Source organism: Curtobacterium sp. HSID17257 (assembly GCF_003989515.1).
In the GTDB taxonomy this organism is placed as follows: domain Bacteria; phylum Actinomycetota; class Actinomycetes; order Actinomycetales; family Microbacteriaceae; genus Curtobacterium.
Window position 1 is genome coordinate 25,281 of sequence record NZ_RBLU01000001.1, and the last position, 24,025, is coordinate 49,305.

18 protein-coding genes and 2 tRNA genes are annotated in these 24,025 nt (G+C 68.7%); 13 read left to right on the forward strand and 7 right to left on the reverse strand.

What is annotated here, in order from left to right; all coding sequences use genetic code 11:
• Window positions 1–483: 483 nt before the first annotated feature.
• The 10 genes from dnaA to D8M35_RS00190 all read left to right on the forward strand — a co-directional run bounded on the left by dnaA (window position 484) and on the right by D8M35_RS00190 (window position 11,885).
• On the forward strand, window positions 484–1,944 hold the full coding sequence (gene dnaA / locus D8M35_RS00145) for a chromosomal replication initiator protein DnaA (protein WP_224443176.1): 1,461 nt from the start codon (window positions 484–486) through the stop codon (window positions 1,942–1,944).
• Between the two features lie 529 nt (window positions 1,945–2,473).
• Window positions 2,474–3,619 carry a DNA polymerase III subunit beta gene (gene dnaN, locus D8M35_RS00150; protein ID WP_126889974.1) on the forward strand — a complete coding sequence of 382 codons (1,146 nt, stop codon included), beginning with the start codon at window positions 2,474–2,476 and terminating at the stop codon, window positions 3,617–3,619.
• A gap of 69 nt (window positions 3,620–3,688) precedes the next feature.
• Complete coding sequence (gene gnd / locus D8M35_RS00155) at window positions 3,689–4,576, forward strand: phosphogluconate dehydrogenase (NAD(+)-dependent, decarboxylating) (protein WP_126889975.1); 888 nt, start codon at window positions 3,689–3,691, stop codon at window positions 4,574–4,576.
• Window positions 4,577–4,609: 33 nt separating this feature from the next.
• A complete protein-coding gene (recF, locus tag D8M35_RS00160) occupies window positions 4,610–5,788 on the forward strand; it encodes a DNA replication/repair protein RecF (protein ID WP_126889976.1) in 1,179 nt (392 codons plus the stop codon).
• Window positions 5,788–6,288: a DUF721 domain-containing protein gene (locus tag D8M35_RS00165; RefSeq protein ID WP_058748787.1), complete on the forward strand. Its 501-nt coding sequence runs from the start codon at window positions 5,788–5,790 to the stop codon at window positions 6,286–6,288. The genes recF and D8M35_RS00165 overlap by 1 nt, the downstream gene beginning before the upstream one ends.
• A 133-nt stretch (window positions 6,289–6,421) precedes the next feature.
• Complete coding sequence (gene gyrB, locus D8M35_RS00170) at window positions 6,422–8,431, forward strand: DNA topoisomerase (ATP-hydrolyzing) subunit B (RefSeq protein ID WP_126889977.1); 2,010 nt, start codon at window positions 6,422–6,424, stop codon at window positions 8,429–8,431.
• A 131-nt stretch (window positions 8,432–8,562) separates the two neighbouring features.
• Window positions 8,563–11,226 carry a DNA gyrase subunit A gene (gene gyrA / locus D8M35_RS00175; protein WP_126889978.1) on the forward strand — a complete coding sequence of 888 codons (2,664 nt, stop codon included), beginning with the start codon at window positions 8,563–8,565 and terminating at the stop codon, window positions 11,224–11,226.
• The gene (locus D8M35_RS00180) at window positions 11,219–11,626 is read left to right on the forward strand and encodes a DUF3566 domain-containing protein (protein ID WP_126889979.1); all 408 of its coding nucleotides are present in this window, start codon (window positions 11,219–11,221) and stop codon (window positions 11,624–11,626) included. Before gyrA ends, D8M35_RS00180 begins: the two co-directional genes overlap by 8 nt.
• 76 nt (window positions 11,627–11,702) lie before the next feature.
• Window positions 11,703–11,779: transfer RNA gene (locus D8M35_RS00185), tRNA-Ile, on the forward strand.
• Window positions 11,780–11,812: 33 nt separating this feature from the next.
• Window positions 11,813–11,885 (forward strand) — tRNA-Ala (locus D8M35_RS00190).
• A 541-nt stretch (window positions 11,886–12,426) separates the two neighbouring features.
• On the opposite strand, the gene D8M35_RS00195 is transcribed toward D8M35_RS00190, so the two are convergent.
• The gene (locus D8M35_RS00195) at window positions 12,427–13,002 is read right to left on the reverse strand and encodes a hypothetical protein (RefSeq protein ID WP_126889980.1); all 576 of its coding nucleotides are present in this window, start codon (window positions 13,000–13,002) and stop codon (window positions 12,427–12,429) included.
• 116 nt (window positions 13,003–13,118) lie between these two features.
• Between D8M35_RS00195 and D8M35_RS00200 the strand changes: the two genes are divergently transcribed.
• Window positions 13,119–13,658 carry a peptidylprolyl isomerase gene (locus D8M35_RS00200; RefSeq protein ID WP_126889981.1) on the forward strand — a complete coding sequence of 180 codons (540 nt, stop codon included), beginning with the start codon at window positions 13,119–13,121 and terminating at the stop codon, window positions 13,656–13,658.
• 209 nt (window positions 13,659–13,867) lie between these two features.
• Complete coding sequence (locus D8M35_RS00205) at window positions 13,868–14,530, forward strand: rhomboid family intramembrane serine protease (RefSeq protein WP_342342904.1); 663 nt, start codon at window positions 13,868–13,870, stop codon at window positions 14,528–14,530.
• Between the two features lie 361 nt (window positions 14,531–14,891).
• On the opposite strand, the gene D8M35_RS00210 is transcribed toward D8M35_RS00205, so the two are convergent.
• Window positions 14,892–15,146 carry a cell division protein CrgA gene (locus D8M35_RS00210; protein ID WP_111228127.1) on the reverse strand — a complete coding sequence of 85 codons (255 nt, stop codon included), beginning with the start codon at window positions 15,144–15,146 and terminating at the stop codon, window positions 14,892–14,894.
• Window positions 15,147–15,228: 82 nt separating this feature from the next.
• On the opposite strand from D8M35_RS00210, the gene D8M35_RS00215 reads away from it, so the two are divergent.
• Window positions 15,229–15,873 carry an aminodeoxychorismate/anthranilate synthase component II gene (locus D8M35_RS00215; RefSeq protein ID WP_126889983.1) on the forward strand — a complete coding sequence of 215 codons (645 nt, stop codon included), beginning with the start codon at window positions 15,229–15,231 and terminating at the stop codon, window positions 15,871–15,873.
• A 227-nt stretch (window positions 15,874–16,100) separates the two neighbouring features.
• Here D8M35_RS00215 and pknB read toward each other — a convergent pair whose 3' ends face one another.
• From pknB to D8M35_RS00240, 5 genes are all read right to left on the reverse strand, one after another.
• Window positions 16,101–17,912, reverse strand: a complete 1,812-nt coding sequence (gene pknB / locus D8M35_RS00220) for a Stk1 family PASTA domain-containing Ser/Thr kinase (protein ID WP_274542753.1) — start codon at window positions 17,910–17,912, stop codon at window positions 16,101–16,103.
• 125 nt (window positions 17,913–18,037) lie between these two features.
• Window positions 18,038–19,762, reverse strand: coding sequence for a protein kinase (locus D8M35_RS00225; protein WP_126889984.1), 1,725 nt, complete (start codon window positions 19,760–19,762; stop codon window positions 18,038–18,040).
• On the reverse strand, window positions 19,759–21,213 hold the full coding sequence (locus D8M35_RS00230; RefSeq protein WP_126889985.1) for a penicillin-binding protein 2: 1,455 nt from the start codon (window positions 21,211–21,213) through the stop codon (window positions 19,759–19,761). The genes D8M35_RS00225 and D8M35_RS00230 overlap by 4 nt, the downstream gene beginning before the upstream one ends.
• On the reverse strand, window positions 21,210–22,658 hold the full coding sequence (locus D8M35_RS00235) for an FtsW/RodA/SpoVE family cell cycle protein (RefSeq protein WP_126889986.1): 1,449 nt from the start codon (window positions 22,656–22,658) through the stop codon (window positions 21,210–21,212). The genes D8M35_RS00230 and D8M35_RS00235 overlap by 4 nt, the downstream gene beginning before the upstream one ends.
• On the reverse strand, window positions 22,655–24,022 hold the full coding sequence (locus D8M35_RS00240) for a Stp1/IreP family PP2C-type Ser/Thr phosphatase (protein WP_126889987.1): 1,368 nt from the start codon (window positions 24,020–24,022) through the stop codon (window positions 22,655–22,657). Before D8M35_RS00240 ends, D8M35_RS00235 begins: the two co-directional genes overlap by 4 nt.
• Between the last annotated feature and the right edge of the window lie 3 nt (window positions 24,023–24,025).

The following is a 24,025-nucleotide window of genomic DNA, read 5'->3' on the forward strand; positions in this document are numbered from 1 at the left end:
GAACGACACGACGGGCGCGACCGAATGGCCGCAGTCAACTGGTTAACGGTACGTGACGGCGGCGGTGAGGTCAAACGGCGCCGCGACCCGGGCGGGCACGGGGCACACGCACGATCATCATCCACATTGGGGAAAACGTGCGTTCGGTACGACTCGGCCGGACCCTTTACAGTGGGGTGATCGATCGGCCCGTTCCGCGGAGCGACGGGGGAGTCACCTCGACGTCCGCAGCCGGGTCGCCGTGGACAGGACTGTGGACAACCCTGTGGATCACCGCCACGGAGCGACAGCGGTCCGGCCCCGTGGATCGGCCGCGCCGGACACGCTCGTGGAGCACCTCCGACCGAGCGGGCCCGAGCCACGCCGCCTCCCGCGACGACCGGACGGGCTCGACGCGACGGGGACGACACGGGAGCGGCGGACCACCGCCGACGTCCGACACCAGCACACCGACACCAGACCAGGAGACCAGCGCGAATGACGATGCCGGCCGACCCCGTCGAGGACCTCTGGTCCTCCGTCCTGGGCCTCCTCTCCGAGGACGACCGCATCACCCCGCAGCTGCACGGCTTCCTCAACCTGGTCGAGCCGAAGGGCGTGCTCGCCGGCACGCTCTACCTCGAGGTCCCGAACGACCTGACGCGCGGCATGCTCGAGCAGCGGATCCGGGTCCCCATCACCGAGGCCGTCTCGCGGGTCGGTGACGACTCGGTCGCGAACTTCGCCATCACGGTGAACCCGGACATGGCGTCCGAGCCGCGCGTCGACCCCGTCGTCGCGAGCCACGTCCCCGAGTACGCCGAGCCCGTGCAGGCGCCGGTGGAGCAGAGCGCGGCGCCGCGGCAGTACATCGAGGCGCCGTTCGTCCCGAGCCAGATCGACTCCCCGGGCACCGGCGGACGCCCCGAGTCACGCCTCAACCCGAAGTACAACTTCGACAACTTCGTCATCGGCTCGTCGAACCGCTTCGCCCACGCCGCCGCGGTCGCGGTCGCCGAGGCACCGGCCAAGGCCTACAACCCGCTCTTCATCTACGGCGACTCCGGCCTCGGCAAGACGCACCTGCTGCACGCGATCGGCCACTACGCCGAGAGCCTGTACCCGGGCATCCGCGTGCGGTACGTGTCGAGCGAGGAGTTCACGAACGACTTCATCAACTCGATCGCGAACAACCGCTCGAACCAGTTCCAGCAGCGCTACCGCGACATCGACATCCTGCTGATCGACGACATCCAGTTCCTGCAGGGGAAGGACTCCACGCAGGAGGCCTTCTTCCACACGTTCAACACGCTGCACGACCACAACAAGCAGGTCGTCATCACGTCGGACGTCGCGCCGAAGCACCTGACCGGCTTCGAGGACCGGATGCGCTCGCGGTTCGAGTGGGGTCTGATCACCGACGTGCAGGCACCGGACCTCGAGACGCGCATCGCGATCCTGCGCAAGAAGGCGCAGTCCGACCACCTGCAGGTGCCCGACGACATCCTGGAGTTCATGGCGTCGAAGGTGTCGAGCAACATCCGGGAGCTCGAGGGCACGCTCATCCGCGTGACGGCGTTCGCGAGCCTGAACCGGACGGCCGTCGACATGGCCCTGGTGCAGACCGTCCTGAAGGACCTGATCACCCTCGACGACGACAACGTGATCGCGCCGACGGACATCATCAACCACACCGCGGAGTACTTCAAGCTCTCGGTCGACGACCTCTACGGATCGTCCCGGTCCCAGGCGATCGCCACCGCCCGACAGATCGCGATGTACCTGTGCCGTGAGATGACGAGCCTGTCGCTGCCGAAGATCGGGCAGCTGTTCGGCAACCGGGACCACACCACCGTCATGTACGCGAACAAGAAGATCACCGAGCTGATGAAGGAGCGTCGGTCGATCTACAACCAGGTCACCGAGCTGACGAGCCGCATCAAGCAGGACCGCCGCTACCGCTGACGCGGGCGCGAGCAGCTGACGCGGACGCGACCGGCTGACGGACGGGAGGCACGGTGCGACACGGCACCGTGCCTCCCGTCCGTCGTTCCGTCGTCAGCCGGGAGGCCCGCACCACCACCCGCGGATCGGCCCGCCTCGGCGCGTATCCACCATCTGAGACGGTTCCATGGGCCGAGTTTCCCCCAGTGTGGAAAGCCTGTGGATAACTGTGGAGGACACGCGGTCCGGTTGTTCACAGTTCTGACCTCACCTGTGGAGACTGGGGATGGAAGCGGATAGATGAGATTTGTTCATCCAGACGCTGCCAACACGCGACTCACAACTCACACGTGTGTAGTTCCCTGTGGAGAAGCGGGATGCACAGAGTTATCCACACTGTGCACAGGCGTTAACACCATTGATCCTGGTTAACGATGAAGTTCCGCGGGCCAACCTTGTGGACGGCGGGATGACAAGAAATCCGGGCCCTGCTCCGCTGTGCCACAATGGGGCGGCCGGACAGTCCAACCGATCGACAGGGGTCCCAGCTGTGAAGTTCGAGGTCAACCGGGACGTCTTCTCCGAAGCCGTCTCCTTCGCGGTGAAGCTCCTCCCACAGCGCACGACCCTCCCGATCCTGTCCGGAGTCCTCATCCACGCCGAGGGCGATCGGCTCACGCTGTCGTCCTTCGACTACGAGGTCTCGGCCCAGACGTCGATCACGGCGCAGATCGACGAACCGGGCACCGTGCTCGTCTCCGGCCGACTGCTGAACGACATCTCGAGCCGACTGCCGAACGCCCCGGTGACCTTCACCACCGAGGACACGAAGATCTCGGTCACCTGCGGATCGGCACACTTCACGCTGCTGTCCATGCCGGTCGAGGAGTACCCGACGCTGCCGGAGATCGGCGAGCAGACCGGGGTCGTCCCCGGTGACGCCTTCTCCGAGGCCGTGTCCCAGGTCGCCGTCGCCGCCAGTCGCGACGACGTCACGCCGGTCATCACGGGTGTCCAGCTCGAGGTCGGCGACAACGACCTGTCGCTCATCGCCACCGACCGCTACCGCGTCGCGGTCCGCACGATCGCGTGGGACTCCGGACGCGTCGGCTCCGACCCGCTGCACGCGCTCGTCCCCGCCCGCACCCTGCAGGAGGTCGGCCGCACGTTCGGGTCGGCGTCCACGGTGTCGGTCTCGATCAGCGGATCGTCGGACCGTGAGCTCATCGCGTTCCACGCCGACGACAAGACCGTGACCTCGCTGCTCATCAAGGGCAACTACCCCCCGGTCCGCCGGCTCTTCCCCGAGACGGTGAACGACCACGCGGTGATCAACACCGCCGAGCTCGTCGAGGCCGTCCGACGGGTGTCCCTCGTCCTGGAGCGCGAAGCGGCGCTCCGGTTCTCCTTCTCGGTCGACGGGCTCACGCTCGAGGCGATCGGATCCGAACAAGCGCAGGCGTCAGAGTCGATCAGTGCGTTGCTGACCGGGGAGGAAACGGTGGTCTCGCTGAAGCCCGCCTTCCTCCTGGACGGGTTGAACGCGGTGCACTCCGAGTTCGTCCGCATCTCCTTCACCAAGACGGAGAACCCCAACAAGCCGGGCCCGGTGCTCATCACCGGCCAGACCTCGCAAGAGGCCCCGGCGACGGACGGATACCGGTACCTGCTGCAGCCCAATCTCCTGCTGCGATAGCGCAACAGCCGTACCACTGCGCTGACGCGCCACTGGCCACCAGCGCGACGACGAACAGAAGAGGAAATCATGCACATCGGTCTTGTCGGCCTCGGTCGCATGGGCAACAACATGCGTGCCCGTCTCCGCAACGCAGGCATCGAGGTCACCGGGTACGACGCGAACCCCGCCGTCTCCGACGTCGCCGACCTCGGCGCCCTCGCCGCCGCACTGCCCGAGGGCAAGAAGCTCGTGTGGGTCATGGTCCCGCACGGCAAGATCACCGACGACGTGATCACCGACCTCGCCGGCGTCCTGTCCGAGGGTGACCTCGTCATCGACGGCGGCAACTCGAAGTGGCTGGACGACACGATCCACGCCGAGCAGCTCGGCGCGAAGGGCATCCGCTACATGGACGCCGGTGTGTCCGGTGGTGTCTGGGGCAAGGACAACGGCTACGGCCTGATGGTCGGCGGCGCTCCCGAGGACGTCGAGTTCGCGATGCCGGTCTTCGACGCGCTCCGCCCCGAGGGCCCCCGCGAGGAGGGCTTCTCGCACGCCGGCCCCGTCGGCGCCGGTCACTACGCCAAGATGGTCCACAACGGCATCGAGTACGCGATCATGCAGGCGTACGGCGAGGGCTACGAGCTCCTCGAGGCCAAGGACATCATCAAGGACGTCCCCGCGGTCTTCGCCGGGTGGCAGCGCGGCACGGTCGTGCGCTCCTGGCTGCTCGACCTGATGGTGCTCGCACTGAACGAGGACCCGAAGCTCGACGCGATCGAGGGCTACGTCGAGGACTCCGGCGAGGGCCGCTGGACCGTGGAGGAGGCCATCGAGCACGCCGTGCCGATGCCGACCATCTCCGCGTCGATCTTCGCGCGCTTCGTCTCGCGTCAGGGCAGCGCGTCCCCGACGATGAAGGCCGTCGCGGCGCTCCGCAACCAGTTCGGCGGCCACGCCGTCAAGAAGGCGTAGTTCAGGTAACCACCTGAGCTCGTCTCGGCCCGCGTGCACGTCGACCACTTGCAACTCACCGACTTCCGGAACTACCGGGAGGCGGACGTCGACCTCGCACGCGGGCCGAACCTGTTCGTCGGACGGAACGGACAGGGCAAGACCAACCTGGTCGAGGCCATCGGCTACCTGTCCACCCTCGGCTCCCACCGGGTCCCGACCGATGCGGCCCTCGTCCGCCAGGGCTGCGACGCAGCGATCGTGCGCGCTCGACTGGCCCACGAGGACCGCAGCATCCTGGCCGAGGTGCAGATCAACCGCACCGGGTCGAACCGAGCGCAGGTCAACCGCGCCGCGATCAAGCCCCGCGAACTGCCGCGCTACTGCACGAGCGTCCTCTTCGCCCCCGAGGACCTGGCGCTCGTCCGCGGGGAGCCCTCCGGCCGGCGGCGGATGCTCGACGAGCTCCTCGGCCAGATCGCCCCGCGGATGCAGGGGGTCCTCGCCGACTACGACCGGACGCTCCGGCAGCGCAACACGCTCCTGAAGACGGCGCGGTCGACCGGTGCCCGGTCCGGGTCGCTCGCGACGCTCGACGTCTGGGACGACCGGCTCGTCGCGTTCGGTGCCGAGATCATCGCGGCCCGTGACCACCTGACACGACGGCTCGCGCCGTTCGTCACCGAGGCCTACGCCACGGTCGCCGGCGAACGGCACGAGGCGACGATCTCGGGTGTGCTCAGCGTGCGGGGCGGGGACCCCGAGGACGCAGCGGCCACCGACCCGGTGCTCGGGACGCCGGACGAGCCGGTGTCCGTGGCCGCCGCGGCCGATGCCTTCCGGGGCGCGCTCGAGCGGCGGCGGAAGGACGAACTCGACCGCGGACTGACCCTCGTCGGACCTCATCGCGACGACGTGCTCTTCCAGCTGAACGGGTTACCTGCCCGCGGCTACGCCAGCCACGGCGAGTCCTGGTCGTTCGCACTCGCGATCAAGCTCGCCGGCGCCGCGGTGCTCCGCGCAGAGTCGACCCTGGGCGACCCGATCATCATCCTCGACGACGTGTTCGCCGAGCTCGACGAGTCACGGCGAGAACGGCTCGCGGGGGCGGTCGCCGACTACGAGCAGGTGCTCATCACCGCCGCGGTGTTCGGGGACGTGCCCGACCAGCTCGCCGCCCACACCGTCCGGATCGAGGCGGGCACGATCGTGACGGACGAGGCGCACACCTGATGCCGAAGCCCTGGAAGCCCTCCGAGCCCGCGCGGGTCTACCGCCACTTGCGGGCCGTGTTCGGTGACCCGTCCCTCCGCACCGTCGACGCCCGCCGACGCCGGTCCCGCGAACTCGACGCCGACACCGTCCCGTACGGCAAGGGGCGTGAACCCCGTGGACTCGGGGACGTCGTCGGTGCGCTGGCCCAGGAGCTCGGCTGGTCGGAGCCGCTCGCCCGCTCGGAGCTCTTCGTCGACTGGCCCGCGGTGGTGGGCGACGAGCTCGCCAAGCACTCCCGCCCGATGACCATCGACGACGGCACGCTCGTCATCCGCTGCGACTCGACGGCCTGGGCGACCCAGCTCCGCCTGATGCGTGCGACCGTCACCACGACGATCGCGGAGCGGCACCCGGGCGCGGGCGTGCAGTCGATCCGGGTTTCCGGGCCGGACGCCCCCACCTGGAAACGCGGTCCCAGGACCGTCCAGGGGCGTGGTCCCCGCGACACCTACGGTTGACGCGACGAAATCGTCCTCGGGGATGAAGAACACCCGTCCAGCGGGCGGATGAGCCCCGTGGAGAGGGGCTCCTGCGGTAGACTGGCGAGTGCAGTGTGCGGGCGTTCCGCGCGCAGGCAGGAGCAATCCCGACATGGCATCAGAATCTGACGACGACCGGACGATCCCGCAGGACGAGACCGAGCAGGCTCCACCGACGGAACCATCGTACGGCGCAGACCAGATTCAGGTGCTGGAGGGGCTCGAGGCGGTCCGAAAGCGCCCGGGCATGTACATCGGTTCGACCGGTCCCCGTGGTCTCCACCACCTGGTGCAGGAGATCGTCGACAACTCCGTCGACGAAGCGCTGGCCGGCTACTGCGACACGATCGACGTGGCCATCCGCGAGGACGGTGGCGTCCGCGTGGTCGACAACGGCCGCGGCATCCCGGTCGACACCCACGCGGCCGAGGGCGTCTCGACGCTCCAGGTCGTCCTCACCGTCCTGCACGCCGGTGGCAAGTTCGGCGGCGGCGGGTACGCGGTGTCCGGTGGTCTGCACGGCGTCGGTTCCTCCGTCGTGAACGCCCTGAGCTCCGAGCTCGACGTCGAGGTTCGCCGCCAGGGGCACGTCTGGCGCCAGAGCTACACCGACGGCGTCCCGGTCGCCCCCGTCTCGAAGGACGAGGAGACGGACGAGACCGGCACCACGATCACGTTCTGGCCGAACGCCGACATCTTCGAGACCGTCGAGTTCGACTACGAGACGCTCCGCACGCGCTTCCAGCAGATGGCCTTCCTCAACAAGGGTCTCCGCATCAGCCTGACCGACGAGCGCACCCCGGACGAGGGCGAGGAGTCGCGGAAGGACTCCTTCCGCTACGAGCGCGGGCTGCCCGACTACGTCGAGTACCTCAACGCGCAGAAGAAGGCGGACCTGGTCCACCCCGACGTCATCGCGATCGAGGCCGAGGACACCGAGCGCAAGATCGCGCTCGAGATCGCCATGCAGTGGAACACCTCGTACCAGGAGAGCGTCCACACCTTCGCGAACACGATCAACACGCACGAGGGCGGCACCCACGAAGAGGGCTTCCGCGCCGCGCTGACCTCCCTGGTGAACAAGTACGCCAAGGACACGAAGATCCTCAAGGAGAAGGACGACAACCTGACGGGTGACGACATCCGTGAAGGGCTGACGGCCGTCATCTCCGTGAAGCTCGGCGAGCCGCAGTTCGAGGGCCAGACCAAGACGAAGCTCGGCAACACCGAGGCCAAGGGCTTCGTGCAGCGGGTCGTCGGCAGCGAGCTCAGCCACTGGTTCGAGAGCAACCCGACGCAGGCGCGCGACGTCGTGCGGAAGGCGATCCAGGCGTCGCAGGCGCGGCTCGCGGCCCGCAAGGCGCGCGAGACCACCCGTCGCAAGGGCCTGCTCGAGTCGGGCGGCATGCCCGGCAAGCTCAAGGACTGCCAGTCGAAGGACCCGACGCTGTCGGAGATCTTCATGGTCGAGGGTGACTCCGCCGGCGGTTCCGCCGTGCAGGGCCGCAACCCGATGACACAGGCGATCCTGCCGCTGCGCGGCAAGATCCTGAACGTCGAGAAGGCCCGCCTCGACCGCGCCCTGGCCAACCAGGAGATCCAGTCGATGATCACGGCGTTCGGTGCCGGCATCGGCGAGGACTTCGACCCGGACAAGGCCCGGTACCACAAGATCGTGCTGATGGCCGATGCCGACGTGGACGGCCAGCACATCACGACGCTGCTGCTCACGCTGCTCTTCCGCTACATGCGTCCGCTCATCGAGCGCGGCTACGTGTACCTCGCGCAGCCGCCGCTGTACCGCCTGAAGTGGTCGAACGCCGCGCACGAGTACGTGTTCAGCGACCGGGAGCGCGACGCCCTCATGCAGGCGGGCATCGCCGCCGGCAAGCGCATCCCGAAGGACAACGGGATCCAGCGCTACAAGGGTCTCGGCGAGATGGACTACAAGGAGCTCTGGGACACCACGATGAACCCGGACACCCGCACGCTCCTGCAGGTCACGCTGGAGGACGCCGCCGCGGTCGACAGCGTCTTCGCGACGCTGATGGGCGAGGACGTCGAGTCGCGTCGCCAGTTCATCCAGCAGAACGCCAAGGACGTCCGCTTCCTCGACATCTAGTACCGGTCTGGAGGCGCGGTGCCAGCCGCGTCGACCAGTCCCGACCCCCTGTGGTCGCGCCCGGCGCGACCGACGGAACCAGTGCCTCCCGGCCGACGACCGGAGGGCCACCAGAAAGGTGACCAAGCCACATGGCTGACGACAACGAGAACGGCGCCGACGAGCAGCCCGAGATCGTGCACGGCGAGGTAGGCGACATCGTGGTCTCCGGCGACCGCATCTCGCAGGTCGACCTGCAGCTCGAGATGCAGCGGTCGTACCTCGACTACGCGATGTCCGTCATCGTCGGACGTGCGCTGCCGGAGGTCCGTGACGGCCTGAAGCCAGTGCACCGCCGCGTGATCTACGCGATGTTCGACGGTGGCTACCGACCGGACCGGGCGTTCTCGAAGTGCTCGCGCGTCGTCGGCGACGTCATGGGCCAGTTCCACCCGCACGGTGACAGCGCGATCTACGACGCGCTCGTCCGCCTCGTGCAGCCGTGGTCGCTCCGCTACCCGCTCGCGCTCGGTCAGGGCAACTTCGGGTCGCCCGGCAACGACGGCGCCGCGGCCCCGCGGTACACCGAGACCAAGATGGCGCCGCTCGCCATGGAGATGGTCCGGGACATCGACGAGGACACCGTCGACTTCCAGGACAACTACGACGGCCGCACGCAGGAGCCGTCGATCCTGCCGGCGCGCTTCCCGAACCTGCTCGTCAACGGGTCGGTCGGCATCGCGGTCGGCATGGCGACGAACATCCCGCCGCACAACCTGCGCGAGGTCGCCGAGGGCGCCCAGTGGGCGCTCGCGCACCCGGACGCGACGCGCGAGGAACTGCTCGGCGCGCTCATGCAGCGGATCAAGGGACCGGACTTCCCGACCGGCGCCCAGATCCTCGGCACCAAGGGCATCCAGGACGCCTACCGGACCGGTCGCGGCTCGATCACGATGCGCGCCGTCGTGAACGTCGAGGAGATCCAGGGCCGCACGTGCCTGGTCGTCACCGAGCTGCCGTACCAGGTGAACCCGGACAACCTGGCGATCAAGATCGCCGAGGGCGTCAAGGACGGCAAGCTCGCCGGCATCGCCGACATCCGCGACGAGACCTCCGGCCGCACCGGGCAGCGCCTGGTCATCGTGCTCAAGCGCGACGCGGTGGCGAAGGTCGTGCTGAACAACCTGTACAAGCACACGCAGCTGCAGGAGAACTTCGGCGCGAACATGCTCGCGATCGTCGACGGGGTGCCGCGCACGCTGTCGCTCGACGGCTTCATCTCCGCGTGGGTCGACCACCAGATCGACGTCATCGTCCGCCGCACGCAGTACCGGCTGCGCGAGGCCGAGAAGCGCGCGCACATCCTGCGCGGCTACCTCGCCGCGCTCGACGCCCTCGACGAGGTCATCGCGCTCATCCGTCGCTCGCCCGACGTCGAGGAGGCGCGGACCGGTCTGATGGACCTGCTGTCCGTCGACGAGATCCAGGCACGCGCGATCCTCGAGCTGCAGCTCCGGCGCCTGGCCGCCCTCGAGCGCCAGAAGATCCACGACGAGGCCGAGGAACTCGAGCGGAAGATCGCCGACTTCCAGGACATCCTGGCGTCGGAGACCCGGCAGCGCACGATCATCGGTGACGAGCTCGCCGAGATCGTCGACCGCTTCGGGGACGACCGTCGCAGCGAGATCATGCTCGGGTACGACGGCGACATGTCGATCGAGGACCTCATCCCCGAAGAGGAGATGGTCGTCACCATCACCCGCGGCGGGTACGTCAAGCGCACGCGGAGCGACAACTACCGGTCGCAGCACCGTGGTGGTCGCGGCGTCAAGGGTGCGCAGCTCCGGGCGGACGACATCGTCGAGCACTTCTTCGTCACCACGACCCACCACTGGCTGCTGTTCCTCACGGACCAGGGCCGCGTGTACCGCGCCAAGGCGTACGAGCTGCAGGAGGCGAGTCGCGACGCCAAGGGCCAGCACGTAGCCAACCTGCTCGCGATGCAGCCGGACGAGCAGATCCAGCAGGTGCTCGACATCCGCGACTACGAGGCCGCGCAGTACCTCGTGCTCGCGACCGAGCAGGGTCTCGTGAAGAAGACCGCGCTCACCGAGTACGACACGAACCGCACCGGCGGCATCATCGCGATCAACCTGCGCGAGGGCGACAAGCTCGTCCAGGCGCTGCTCGTCGACGAGACCGACGACCTGCTCCTCGTGTCGAAGCACGGCATGTCGCTCCGCTTCACCGCGACGAACGACACCCTGCGTCCGATGGGTCGGTCGACCTCCGGCGTGAAGGGCATGTCCTTCCGCGGCGACGACTCGCTGCTCGCCGCGCGGGTCGTGTCGGACGACGGGTACGTCTGGGTGATGACCGAGGGCGGCTACGCCAAGCGGACCTCGGTCGACCAGTACCGGGTGCAGGGCCGTGGTGGTCTCGGCATCAAGGTGGCCAAGCTGGCCACCGACCGAGGCGACCTGGTGGGCGCGCTCATCGTGGGCGAGGACGACGAGGTGCTCGTCGTGCTGCAGTCGGGCAAGGTGGTAAGGTCTGCCGTGTCCGAGGTGCCCGCCAAGGGTCGCGACACGATGGGTGTGGTCTTCGCGAGGTTCGCGGAGAACGACCGGATCATCGCGGTGGCCCGGAACAGCGAGCGGAACCTGGACGACCAGGACGACGCCGAGCCTGAGATCGAGCCTGCGGGCCCGGTGGAGACGGTGAGCCCTGACGAAGCGGCGCCCGAACCCGCCGACCCCGCCGACACCGAGCCTGTCGAGGACGAGGCCGGAGAGGACCAGTCGAACAATGAGTAGTGTCGCCGAGAAGCTCCAGAAGAAGGCGAAACGTCCCACCGGTACCCGGCAGGTCCGCCTGCGTCTGGTGTACCTCGACTTCTGGTCGATGGTGAAGCTGAGCTTCCTCATCGCCCTCGCCGGGTCGATCGTGATCGTCGTGGCCACGGCGCTGGTGTGGGTCATCCTGAACCAGACCGGTGTCTTCACCCAGATCGACGCCCTGCTCAAGGACGTCACCGGGCAGAACAGCTACTCGATCATGGACCAGTTCTCCCTCGGGCAGGTCCTCGGGTTCTCCGTCGTGGTGGGCATCCTCAACGTCGTCGTCGGCACCGTGCTCGGCGCGATCGTGAGTGTCCTCTACAACCTCAGTGTGCGGATCACGGGCGGCCTGCTCGTGGGCTTCACGAACAACTGACACACCCGGGCCGGACGGTGGCCTGCCCTCGATTTCGTTCTGCGAGATCGGTACGGTAGGCTTTCATCTGGTCTGAGGGGCTATAGCTCAGGCGGTTAGAGCGCTTCGCTGATAACGAAGAGGTCCAAGGTTCAAGTCCTTGTAGCCCCACCACTTCCCTCCGGGGGCCGGTACGCTGGTCCTCACGGGGCCTTAGCTCAGTTGGTAGAGCGCCTGCTTTGCAAGCAGGATGTCGGGAGTTCGATTCTCCCAGGCTCCACTCCCTCAGGGCGGACACTGCTCCGCTCGTTCCTCGCTTCGCCGGTCTCGGTCGTTGTGCTCGTCAGCGGCTTCGCCGCGCCGCTCCGCGATGGTCGCCTCCGACGGAACAGTGACGTTGCCGAACGGTGGCCTTCCATCAGGTTCCGCCGCTGCGGCGGCCGCTTCGTTTCGCTTGGCTTCGGGCGAGCGGTGCCGGCGCGGTGGGCGTTCGGTTCGTTGCGGTCGCACGACGTGCCGTCGGTGGGTGTTCCGACGCGGCATGTCGTCTCACCTGGGCGAGCGACGCGGCAGGTTGCGCGACCACGCCCCGCGGCGACTGAGCGTGTGCCTCCAGTTCGAAGCTGCTGCTGGCCGTGGGCGGGCAGGACGTGCCGTGTGCGTGCCACCGAGCGGGTTCTTCCGGTCGAGTGACCGTGTCGAGCGTGACAGAACGTGCCCGCTCGGTGGTCCGCAGGCATCGGAGCATGACGGCTGGACAGCGCCGGGGACGACGAAGGGCCCCGGAGCAGTGCCGGGGCCCTTCGTACGAACCGGGGAGGTCAGGCGGCGGGCTTCTCCGCCGAGTCGGCGTCGTCGGCGACCCACAGGTCGTCGTCGGCGCGGAGCGTCTGGTACGCGGCGTACGCGGCACCGGCGACGGCGACCACACCGACCACGATGAGGGCGACCCCACCGAAGCCCAGACCCTTCTTCTGCTGGCCAGGCGTGTACTTGGCCGCAGCCTTCTTGGCCTTCTTGCCCTTCTTCTGGGCATCCTTCACGATCTTCTTGACGCGCGGGTCCTTCGCGAGGTCCTTGACGCTCATGACCGAACCGGCGGTCGCGACGAGGCCGGGGACGACCTCGGTCTGGAAGCGGTGGGACGCGCTCTGGGCGGCCGAGGTCGCTGCGTGCACGCCCGTCGCGACGGCGGGACGGATCCCGTTGTCGATCGCGTTCTGCACGCGCGGGGCGATGTCCTTGCGGGCTGCGTCGGCAGCGTGCGAGCGGGCCTCGGCGAGGATCGCGTTCGCGTGCTCGAGGACCTTGCGCTGCTCGCCGAGGAGCGAGGCCGTCTTGCCCTTGAGCTTCTTGATCTGCTTCCGACGCTTGCGCGGGATCTCGATCGTCGTCATCTGGTACCTCCATCGGATCGGCGTGACCCCATCCTGCCACCGAGCACCCTGACAGGTCACGGATCGTCGGCTGTGTGATCCGTCCCACCGTCAGGAGTACATGCGAGAATCGGAACATGTCTCTGCACACCGCTGTCGCAACGATCCACACGAACAAGGGCGACATCCGCGTCAACCTGTTCGGCAACCACGCCCCGAAGACCGTCAAGAACTTCGTCGACCTCGCGACCGGCAAGCAGGAGTGGACGCACCCCGGTACGGGCAAGGTCTCGACCGACAAGCTCTACGACGGTGTCGTCTTCCACCGCATCATCAAGGACTTCATGATCCAGGGCGGCGACCCGCTCGGCCAGGGCATCGGTGGTCCGGGCTACCGCTTCGACGACGAGATCCACCCGGAGCTCACCTTCCAGGAGCCGTACATCTTCGCGATGGCGAACGCCGGCATCCAGGGCGGGCGCGGCACCAACGGCTCGCAGTTCTTCATCACGACGGTCGCCACCCCGTGGCTCCAGGGCAAGCACACCATCTTCGGCCAGGTCGCCGACGACGAGTCGCGCGCCGTCGTCGACGCGATCGAGGGCGTGCCCACGGACGGCCGTGACAAGCCGCTCGACGACGTCGTCATCGAGAGCATCGACGTCGAGGACGTCTGAACCCGGTGACCGACCAGGCCCCGGGGCGGGACAACTACTGTTACCGGCACCCGGACCGGCAGAGCTTCATCCTGTGCCAGCGGTGTGGGCGGACGATCTGCACCGAGTGCCAGACACCAGCGGCCGTCGGTGTGCACTGCCCGGAGTGCGTTCGTGAGCAGCGTGCGCAGTTCCAGGCGAACCGTCGTGCCTCCGGGGCGCCGGGCGGCTTGACCGTCGCTCGCCGTCGCTTCGCCGTGATGGACCACAAGGCGACCACCGTGATCATCGCGGTGTCGGTGGTCGTCTGGCTGCTGAACCTGCTGTCGGGTGGTGTCGTCAACCAGTGGCTGAGCTACTGGACCCCGCTGGTCGGGACGCAGCCGTGGCGACTCGTGACGGGGCTCTTCGTCCACTCGTCGATCTTCCACATCGGGTTCAACATGCTCGCGGTGTTCATCTTCGGGCGGATCCTCGAGAACCTGCTCGGGACGTGGCGCTTCGTGGCGCTGTACTTCCTGGCGGGCCTCGGCGGTGACCTCGCGGTCTCCCTGCTGACACCCGGGACCCCCGTGGTCGGCGCCTCGGGCGCGATCTTCGGTCTGTTCGCGGCGTTCTTCGTGATCCAGCGGAGCCTCGGCTACAACGCCGTCCAGCTGCTCGTCATCATGGGGCTCAACCTCGTGGTCGGGTTCCTGCCCGGGACGAACATCTCGTGGCAGGCGCACGTCGGCGGCATCGTCCTCGGCTTCGTCACCGGGTTCGTCTTCTCCAAGACCCGGAACGCCCGCCAGCGGGGCCTGCAGATCGGTCTGCTCATCGCCGAGGCCGTGCTGCTCGTGGCCGGCATCGGAGCCGCGTACCTCAGCATCGGCGGCTACGCGATCGGCTGAGCACCGCGGAGCACCGTCAGAACGCCCCGTCCCACCGCAGTGTGGGGCGGGGCGTTCTGCATCTCCGCGTACCGCTCTCCACAGCTGCCCGTTGAATTCTCCACAACTGGGGACAACTCGGTGAGTTACACGGGTGTGATTATCCCCACTGTGGAGGAGGCTGTGGACAACTCGGGGAAGCGGGTGTGGATGACCGTGTGGAAAGTGTGGACAACTGTGGAGAATCGGCCCTCGAGTGTGGATGAACGGCTGCGGTCGCTGTTGCGCTTGTGGAGAGCGGGCTGCGACGACGGGGCCGGACGAACGACGACGCCCGCCGGACCAGGAGGTGCGACGGGCGTCGGAGGTGCAGAGCGGCGAGTCAGCGCCAGCGCGTGGTCATGAGGAAGCCGATGAACATGATCCCGAAGCCGATCAGGATGTTCCAGGAGCCGAGCGACGGCACCGGCAGGGTCGTGTTCGAGATGTAGAAGACGATCACCCAGGCGAGCCCGACGAGCATGAAGCCGAACATGACCGGCTTGAACCACACGGGATTGGGCTGGTCGCCCGCCGTGTCGACCGAGTCGGCTCGGGTCCTCCGGGCGGGCTTGGTGCGGTCCTTGTCCTTGGCCATGGCCGGTATCCTACCGTGACCACGTCTGTGGGAAGACCCTCAGCAGCCAGCGCACATCCCCCACGAGTACGGTGATCCGACCATGACCAAGATCCTCGTCGTCGACAACTACGACAGCTTCGTCTACACCCTCAACGGGTACCTGCAGCAGCTCGGCGCGGACACCGACGTCGTGCGGAACGACGCCTTCCCCGAAGCCGAGATCGCCGACCGGATCGCCGACTACGACGGCGTGCTGCTCTCGCCCGGTCCGGGCACGCCAGGGGACGCCGGCATCTCGATCCCCACCGTCCGGGCGGCGATCGATGCCGAGGCCCCGCTGCTCGGCGTGTGCCTGGGTCACCAGGCCATCGCCGAGGCGCTCGGCGCGACGGTGACCCACGCCGAGGAACTCATGCACGGCAAGACCTCGCAGGTCGATCACGACGACAGCGTGCTCTTCACGGGGGTCCCGCACCCGTTCACGGCCACGCGGTACCACTCCCTCGCCATCGTGGACGGCACGGTGCCGGACGAGCTGACCGTCACCGCGCGGACCGGCGGCGGCGTGATCATGGGTGTCGAGCACCGCGACCACCCCGTGTACGGCGTGCAGTTCCACCCCGAGTCGGTCCTGACCGAGGGTGGGTACCGGATGGTCGGCAACTGGCTCGAGACCACCGGTCTGGTCGGCGCTGCCGAGCGGGCCGCGGCCCTGAACCCCCTGATCGCCGCGCACCGGTCCTGACGGCGCCGGTCGACCCCGCACCGCTGCACGCCGCAGGGTGTCGGCGGTGAACGGCCGTCGGCCGTTCCAGACGTGCGCAGTCCAGCGCCGCCAGCCCACCGGACGCTACCGGTGTACCGACGTTGTACCGACGTGACCGTCTCGCGACGTGACCGACGGGGCGGTGGGTGCGGCGTGCCTCCAGGCAGGCGCACGGACGCCCGCCGCAGCCGACGCGACGGACCGGGCTACTGCCCGCCGCCCCCGACGCTCCCGCCAGCGGCGCCACCCTGGGCAGGCGCCGCCGGAGCGGACGGGGCCTGCGACGGCCGCTGCGCCGAGGCCGCGCAGTAGGTCAGCGTGATCGTGCTGCCCTGTGCCACGTCACCCTTCGGGGCACTCTGCTGCACCACGATGCTGCCGGTGCACGTGTACGTCGGTGACGCGACCACGTTGAGCCCGAGGTTCGCCAGCGCCTCGTTGGCGGCGCTGATGGGCTGCTGTGTGACGTCCGGCAGCTGCACCTTGCCGTTGGACACGGTCAGGTTGACGACCGAGCCCTTCGTCAGCTGCGTGGTACTCGCCGGGTCACTGCTGATGACGGTGCCCTCGGGCACGTCGCTCGAGTAGTCGCTGTTGATCGCGCCGACCGCGAAGCCGGCGGCCTTCAGGGCCTGTTCCGCCGCGTCTTGCGTCTGGTTCGCGACGTCCGGGACGGCCACCTGCTCCGGGCCGAGGGACACGACGACCCTGATGCTCTGCTTGCGGGCGACGTTGGTGCCGGAACCCGGTTCGGTCCGGATGACCGTGTCCTTGGCGACGTCGTCCGAGTTCTCGCCGACCTCGACCGCACTGAGGTCGCGCTTCTCGAGTTCGGTGCGCGCGGAGTCCCACGTGGCACCGACGACGTTCGGCACGGACACCGAGGACGACACCGGAGCCTTGCCCGGCTGCAGGTTGGCGACGAAGAACACCACGCCCGCGATCACTGCGGCGGTCAGGATGATGCCGAGCCAGATCCACGCGACCGGCGGACGGTTCTGCGTGCGCTGGGGGCGGTGGTCGGCGGCGTCGTCGTCGAGCTCCCGGAACGCGACCGCAGGGTTCGAGGTCGTGCGGGGGTTGACCCCGAAGAGCATCGTGGACGCGTCGTGCGCGGCGTTCTGCTGCAGCGTGCGCGTGGAGACCGGGACCTTGCCGGCAGCTGCCTGCTGCAGGTCGGTCCGGAACTCCGCAGCGTTCTGGAACCGGCGCGTGCGGTCCTTCACCAGGGCGTGCAGCGTGACGGCGTCGAGCGCCGGGGACACCTCGGGCGCGAGCGTGGACGGTGCGACCGGCTGCTCGCTCACGTGCTGGTAGGCCACCGCCACGGGCGAGTCGCCGACGAACGGCGGACGGCCGGTCAGCAGCTCGAAGAGCAGGACGCCGGTGGAGTACAGGTCGGTCCGCGCGTCGACGGTCTCGCCGCGGGCCTGTTCCGGGGAGAAGTACGACGCCGTGCCGAGGATCGACGTGGTCTGCGCCACCGTGGCGGACGTGTCGGTGATCGCGCGGGCGATGCCGAAGTCCATGACCTTGACCTGACCGCCGTGCGTCACCATGACGTTCGCGGGCTTGATGTCGCGGTGCACGACGCCGGCGCGGTGCGAGTACTCGAGGGCGGTCAGGATGCCCTCGGTGATGCGGACCGCTTCTGCCGGGTCGAGCGGGCCGTCGTCGAGGACGTCGGACACCGCGCGGCCGTCGACGTGCTCCATCACGATGTAGGGCACCTGGACCTGGTTGCCCGAAGGCTCGGTGACGGTCTCCTCGCCCGCGTCGTACACGCGCACGATGGTCGGGTGCGCCATGCGGGCTGCCGCCTGCGCCTCCTGTCGGAAGCGGATCCGGAACGTCGGGTCCGACGCGAGGCTCGGCTTGAGGAGCTTCACGGCCACCTTGCGACCGAGTCGCGTGTCGGTACCCACGTGCACCGTCGCCATGCCCCCACGACCGATGACGTCACCGATCTCGTAGCGGTTGGCGAGGAGCGTGATCCCCGCGGTCACACCTTCTGGCACGTACTCCTCCGAATGTCCGTCCGGGCAAGTGTACGGCAGCGCTTCCTGCCCGAACGCTGACGACGGGGGCTGCCGACGAACCGTTACACAACGGTGTCGACAGCCCCCGTTCGGGTGACGATCGGTCAGGGCTTGGCAGCTCCGGTCGGCGGCGCGGTCGGGGTGCCCGTCGGCGTGGGGGTCGCCTGCTCCCAGGTCGCGGTCGCCGGGTCCGAGGACTCGGAGGCGGCGAGCGAGCCGCAGGTGACCGTGTAGCTGAACGACACCGGGGCGCCCGCAGCATCGGCCTGGATCGTGACGGCCGTCGAGCTGGTGTCACCGGAGGTCGCGCCGGAGGCGTCCTTCCCGCCCGACACCGTCCACGAGTACTTCGACACGGTGTAGCCGTCGGGGCAGGTCGCGGCCGACCAGCTGAAGGTGACCTGACCGGACTGCGACACCGTCCCCGCGGTCGGGGTGTTCGGCTTGTTGGCCGTCGGCGGGGTCGTGTACTGGGTGATGGTGACGAGGGTGCCCTCGACCACGCTGCCGGTCGGGGTGATGTCCGCGACGGTCTCGGCCTGCTCCGCCGTCGGTGCGGGACTGCCGTCCTGGACCGTGACCTCGAACCCGCGCTCCTGGAGCTCGTTCCGGACCTCGTCGGCGTTGCGACCGAGGTAGTCGCTCTTGTTCAGGAAGACCCGGGTCGTCGTCGGGGTCGGTGTCGGCGTCGTCCGGGTGGGTGCCGGCGACGAGGACGTGGGAGCCGGCTCCGGCTCGTCCGACCCGCTGAGCGCGAACGCCGCGATGACGCCGCCGATCACGAGCACCGCGAGGACGCCCACGAGCCACCAGATCCAGGCACGCTTCTTCCGCGGCTCCTCGTCCTCCGGGGCCGCGGGTGACCGCGGAGTACCGGGAGGGCCAGCGACCGCTCCCGCCTGCGTCCCGATCAACGCGGTCGCAGCGTCGTCACCGGGGCCCTGCGGCGGGTTGAACGCGACGGTCCCGCCACCACCGACCGCCGGGACGGCGACGGTCGCAGCGGCGACGTCCCCACGGCGCAGCGCCTGGGCTGCACGGGCGAGGTTCGCGGCGGTCGCCGGGCGGTCCGCCGGCTTCTTCGCGATGCAGGACAGGACGAGGGCCGACACCGGCTCGGGCACGTCGCCGGGCAGCGCGGGTGGCTGCTCGTTGATGTGCGCCATCGCGATGGCGACCTGGGACTCGCCGGTGAAGGGGCGACGTCCGGCCAGGCACTCGTACGCGACGATGCCGAGCGAGTAGATGTCGGTCGACGGCGACGCCGGGTGGCCGCTCGCCTGCTCCGGCGACAGGTACTGGACGGTGCCCATGACCTGGCCGGTCGCGGTGAGCGGGACCTGGTCGGCGATGCGCGCGATGCCGAAGTCCGTGATCTTCACACGACCGTCGGGCGTGATGAGCAGGTTGCCCGGCTTGATGTCGCGGTGCACCAGACCGACCGCGTGCGCGGCCTGCAGGGCGTTCGCGGTCTGGGCGACGATGTCGAGCACCTTGTCGACCGGCAGCGTGTGCTCCCGCTCGATCATGGTGGACAGGGCCTCGCCGGGGACGAGCTCCATCACGAGGTAGGCGCTGCCGTCCTCCTCGCCGTAGTCGAAGACGTTGGCGATGCCCTCGTGGTTGACGAGTGCCGCGTGCCGGGCCTCGGCGCGGAAGCGCTCGAGGAAGCCCGGGTCACCGAGGTACTCGTCCTTCAGGATCTTGAGCGCGACGGTCCGGCCGATGACGAGGTCGGTCGCCTGCCACACCTCGCCCATGCCGCCGATCGCGACACGGGAGGAGAGCTGGTACCGCCCACCGAAAGTGAGTCCGCTGGTGGGTCTCATTTGTTCAGCACCGCCTCCATGACCTTCTTCGCGACCGGAGCCGCGACCGTGTTGCCGACGCCGGACTGCCCGAGTCCGCCACCGTTCCCGACGACGACCGCCACGGCCACCTCCGGGTTCTTCGCCGGGGCGAACCCCGTGAACCACAGCGTGTACGGGTCGCCCGTACCGCCTTCCGCCGTGCCCGTCTTGCCCGCGACGTCGACTCCGTCGATCTTGGCATTGGTGCCGGTCCCGCCGCTGACGACGCTCTGCATCGCCTCGGTCAGGTCGGCGGCCTCGGAGCCGGACAGCGGGTCGCTGTACTGCTTCGGCGAGAACGACTCGACGGTCTTCAGGTCGCTCGTGGTGATCGAGTCCACGAGCGAGGGCTGCATGACCTTGCCGCCGTTCGCGATGCCGGCGGACACCATCGCCATCTGCAGCGGCGAGACGCGCACGCTGGCCTGCCCGAAGGCGCTCAGCATGAGCTGCGCGGTCGAGTCGACGTCGGGGTACTGGCTGGCGGTGGCACGCATCGGCACCTCGATCGCGTCGCCGAACCCGTACTCGTCCGCGACGGACTTGATCGTGTCGTACCCGAGCTTCTGACCGAGCTCGGCGAACGGGATGTTGCACGAGTACTGGATCGCCGTGCGGAGCTGCACGGTCTCGCCACCGCCGCAGGAACCCCCCTCGGCGTTGTTGATGTACGTGCTGGTGCCCGGGAGCTGCAGGCGGGACGGGTTCGGGAACTCGGAGTCGAGCGTGTACTTGCCGTCCTTCAGCGCGGCGGAGGCCACGACGAGCTTGAAGACCGAGCCCGGCGTGTACAGGTCGCCGCCGATCGCGCGGTTCTGCAGCGGGGTCGGGGTCTGCTGGAGCAGGGCGTCGTACTGCTGCTTCACCTGTGCGGTGTCGTGCGAGGTCAGCGCGTTCGGGTCGTACGCCGGCTTCGACACCATCGCCAGGATCTTGCCCGTCGACGGCTGGATCGCGACCACGGCGCCGCTGTTCTGGCCGAGCGCGTCGTACGCCGCCTGCTGCACGTCCGGGTCGATCGTCAGGTTGACGTTGTCGCCCTGGACGTCCTGGCCCGTGAGGATGGCGTTGAGGTTCTGGAAGAACGAGGCGTCGGAGTTGCCGGAGAGCACGGTGTTCTCGGCGCTCTCGATGCCCGTGTTGCCCTGCCCGATGGTGAAGTAGCCGGTCACGGCGGAGTACAGCGCACCGTTCGTGTACTTGCGCTGGTACTGGTACTGGTCGTCCGAGGGGGTGGACTCGGCGATCGGGCTGCCGTCGACCAGGATCGCGCCGCGCTTGGTCGAGTAGCTGTCCAGGATCGTGCGGGAGTTCCGCGAGTCGGCGCGCAGGGAGTCGGCCGCGAAGAACTGGATCGACGTCGTCGACACGAAGAGCGCGACGAACATGAGCACGATGACGGTCGAGACGCCGCGGAGCTGTCGGTTCACCGGGAGCGCTCCTTCCTGGTCGTCGCACCGCGTCCGGAACGGCCACGGGCGGCGGGGACCGCGCCCTGCTGGACGCGCTGTTCTGCGGGGATCGAGTCGGTCAGGCGCAGCAGCATCGCCGCGATGATCCAGTTCGCGATCAGGGACGATCCACCGGCGGCCATGAAGGGTGTGGTCAGGCCGGTCACCGGGATGATCCGGGTGATGCCGCCGACGACGACGAAGACCTGCAGCGCGATGATGAAGCCGAAGCCGACGCCGAGCAGCTTGCCGAAGTCGTCCTGGGCCATGAAGGCCACGCGCAGGCCTCGGGACGCCAGGACGATGAACAGGGCGAGGATCGCGAAGACGCCGATCAGCCCGAGCTCCTCGCCGAGCGACGCGACGATGTAGTCGGCGTTCGCGACGGGGGTGATGTACGGGCGCCCCTGGCCCAGGCCGGTGCCCGTGATCCCGCCGTTCGCGAAGCCGAACAGGCCCTGCACGAGCTGGTAGCTGCCCTGGGTCTGGCGGTCGAAGATCGTCTGGTCGAACGGGTCGAGCCACTGCTCGAAGCGGCCTCGGACGTAGACCAGGACCGACTGCGCGACGAGGGCTCCACCGATGAACAGGCCGAGACCGATGACGACCCACCCGAGCCGCGCGGTGGCGACGTAGATCATCACGAGGAACAGGCCGAAGTACAGCAGCGCCGTCCCGAGGTCGCGCTGGAACACCAGGACGGCCATCGCCGACGCCCACATCACGAGGATCGGACCGAGGTCGCGGGCGCGCGGGAACGTCATGCCGGCGAACTTCTTGCCGACGATCGAGAGCGAGTCGCGTGCGGTGACGAGGTAGCCGGCGAAGAACAGCGCCATCGTGATCTTCGCGAGTTCGCCGGGCTGGAACGAGAACGGGCCGATGCGGATCCACACCCGGGCACCGCCGATGTTCTCCCCGATGCCGGGCAGCATCGGCAGGAGCAGCAGCGCGATCGTCGCGAACATGAAGATGTAGCGGTAGCGCTGCAGGAAGCGGTGGTTGCGGACCGCCACGACGGTGATCGTCGCCAGGACCATCGCGAGCATCGTCCAGACGATCTGCTTGACGCCGATCGCGTCCCAGCCGGTCAGGCCGTTGTGGACGTCGATGCGGTAGATCTCGGCGATGCCGATGCCGTTGAGCACCAGGGCGATCGGCAGCACGAACGGGTCCGCGTGCTTGGCGACGACCCGGAGCACCACGTGCATGACGAGTGCGAGTCCGAGGATGCCGGCGCCGACCCAGAGCACGCCGGTGTCGAAGATCCGGCCCTTGGTGCCGAGCTGCACGAGCACCATCGCGCCGGCGCAGATGCCGCACGCGATGACGAGCAGCACGAGCTCGAGGTTGCGGGCACGGGCGGGCTCACGCAGCTTGATCGTGATCGCCTGCGTGAAGGACTGGGCGGTCGCGGCGCTCATCCGGTGGCTCCCGGGGCCTCGGACGGCGCAGCGCTGTCCGAGGGCGAGGCCGACGGGGTCAGCGACGGTGTCGGCGACGAGGACGTGTCCCCGCCGGTGCCGGCCTGGTCCTGACCGGTCTCGGCGGCCTTCCGCAGCCGGTCCACGATGTCACGGGCGTCGGAGAGCGACGTCGCGTTGATCGTCGAGCGCACGTTCTCGCGGGTGTAGTCGGGGAGCGACGACACCGAGATGTCGGTGTCCTCGTAGACGTCCGACAGGGCGATCGGGCCGATGGACTGCTGCACGCCCTGGTAGATGGCGACCGTGCCGCGGTCGGTCCCGACGTAGTAGTGCGCCTGCGTGATCCGCCAGCCCAGGAACACCGCGCCGACCAGCGCCGCGACGGCGACGACGAGTGCGATCGACCAGGCCACACGGCGCCGGATGCGACGACGGCGGTCCTCGGCGATGAGCTCGGCGAAGTACTGGTCGGACTCGGGCTCGAAGTGGGAGTCCTCGGGGACGGAGCTCACCTTGAGCGGGTGGAGCAGGATCGTGGGGAGGCGGATCGGCTTCCGGCCGGTCGACGCCTCGAAGGTCAGCGGCGCGGCTGCGGAGCCGACGGTGGTGGCTGCGGCGTCGTCGTCCTCGGGCTCCGTGTCGGTGACGTCCATCACGACGACGGTCACGTTGTCCGGGGCACCGTGGTCGAGGGTCTCCTTGACCAGGCGCTGCGTCACCTGGTTCGCGTCCATGTTCGACGCGAGTGCGTGTCGGATCCGTTCCTCGGCCAGGTACGACGACAGGCCGTCCGAGCAGAGCAGCCAACGGTCGCCGGTCTGGATGTCCATGACGGCGGTGTCGACCTCGGGTGCGGCGTCGACGTCCCCGAGCACGCGCATGAGCACCGAGCGACGGGGGTGCACGGCCGCCTCCTCCGGCGTGATGCGGCCGCTGTCGACGAGCCGCTGCACGAAGGTGTGGTCGGAGGTGATCTGCTGCAGCTCGCCGTCGCGCATCCGGTAGATGCGGGAGTCGCCGATGTGGGCGATCGCGATCTGCTCGCCCACGCGGATGAGCGCGGACACCGTGGTGCCCATGCCGGTGAGCTCCTGGTGTTCGAACACCGTCTCGGTGATGAGCTGGTTCGCGGCGATGAGCGCGGACTGCAGGGCGAACTCCGCGTCGTGCGCGGACGGGAACTCGCGGTCGACCTCGCGGATGCGGCGGATGGCGATCGCCGAGGCGACGTCGCCGCCGGCGTGCCCGCCCATGCCGTCCGCGACCGCGAACAGGTGCGTGCCGGCGTACCCGGAGTCCTGGTTGTTGGCACGGATGCGCCCCACGTGGGACACAGCGGCGCTCAGCGTGCGAGCCGTCATGTG

Coding starts and splice junctions, on each gene's coding strand:
- D8M35_RS00225 (WP_126889984.1), bottom strand. CDS start 19,762: ATGAGACCCACCAGCGGACTCACTTTCGGTGGGCGGTACCAGCTCTCC.
- gyrA (WP_126889978.1), top strand. CDS start 8,563: ATGGCTGACGACAACGAGAACGGCGCCGACGAGCAGCCCGAGATCGTG.
- gnd (WP_126889975.1), top strand. CDS start 3,689: ATGCACATCGGTCTTGTCGGCCTCGGTCGCATGGGCAACAACATGCGT.
- D8M35_RS00200 (WP_126889981.1), top strand. CDS start 13,119: ATGTCTCTGCACACCGCTGTCGCAACGATCCACACGAACAAGGGCGAC.
- D8M35_RS00235 (WP_126889986.1), bottom strand. CDS start 22,658: ATGAGCGCCGCGACCGCCCAGTCCTTCACGCAGGCGATCACGATCAAG.
- D8M35_RS00165 (WP_058748787.1), top strand. CDS start 5,788: ATGCCGAAGCCCTGGAAGCCCTCCGAGCCCGCGCGGGTCTACCGCCAC.
- D8M35_RS00240 (WP_126889987.1), bottom strand. CDS start 24,022: ATGACGGCTCGCACGCTGAGCGCCGCTGTGTCCCACGTGGGGCGCATC.
- D8M35_RS00195 (WP_126889980.1), bottom strand. CDS start 13,002: ATGACGACGATCGAGATCCCGCGCAAGCGTCGGAAGCAGATCAAGAAG.
- D8M35_RS00215 (WP_126889983.1), top strand. CDS start 15,229: ATGACCAAGATCCTCGTCGTCGACAACTACGACAGCTTCGTCTACACC.
- D8M35_RS00180 (WP_126889979.1), top strand. CDS start 11,219: ATGAGTAGTGTCGCCGAGAAGCTCCAGAAGAAGGCGAAACGTCCCACC.
- dnaA (WP_224443176.1), top strand. CDS start 484: ATGCCGGCCGACCCCGTCGAGGACCTCTGGTCCTCCGTCCTGGGCCTC.
- gyrB (WP_126889977.1), top strand. CDS start 6,422: ATGGCATCAGAATCTGACGACGACCGGACGATCCCGCAGGACGAGACC.
- D8M35_RS00210 (WP_111228127.1), bottom strand. CDS start 15,146: ATGGCCAAGGACAAGGACCGCACCAAGCCCGCCCGGAGGACCCGAGCC.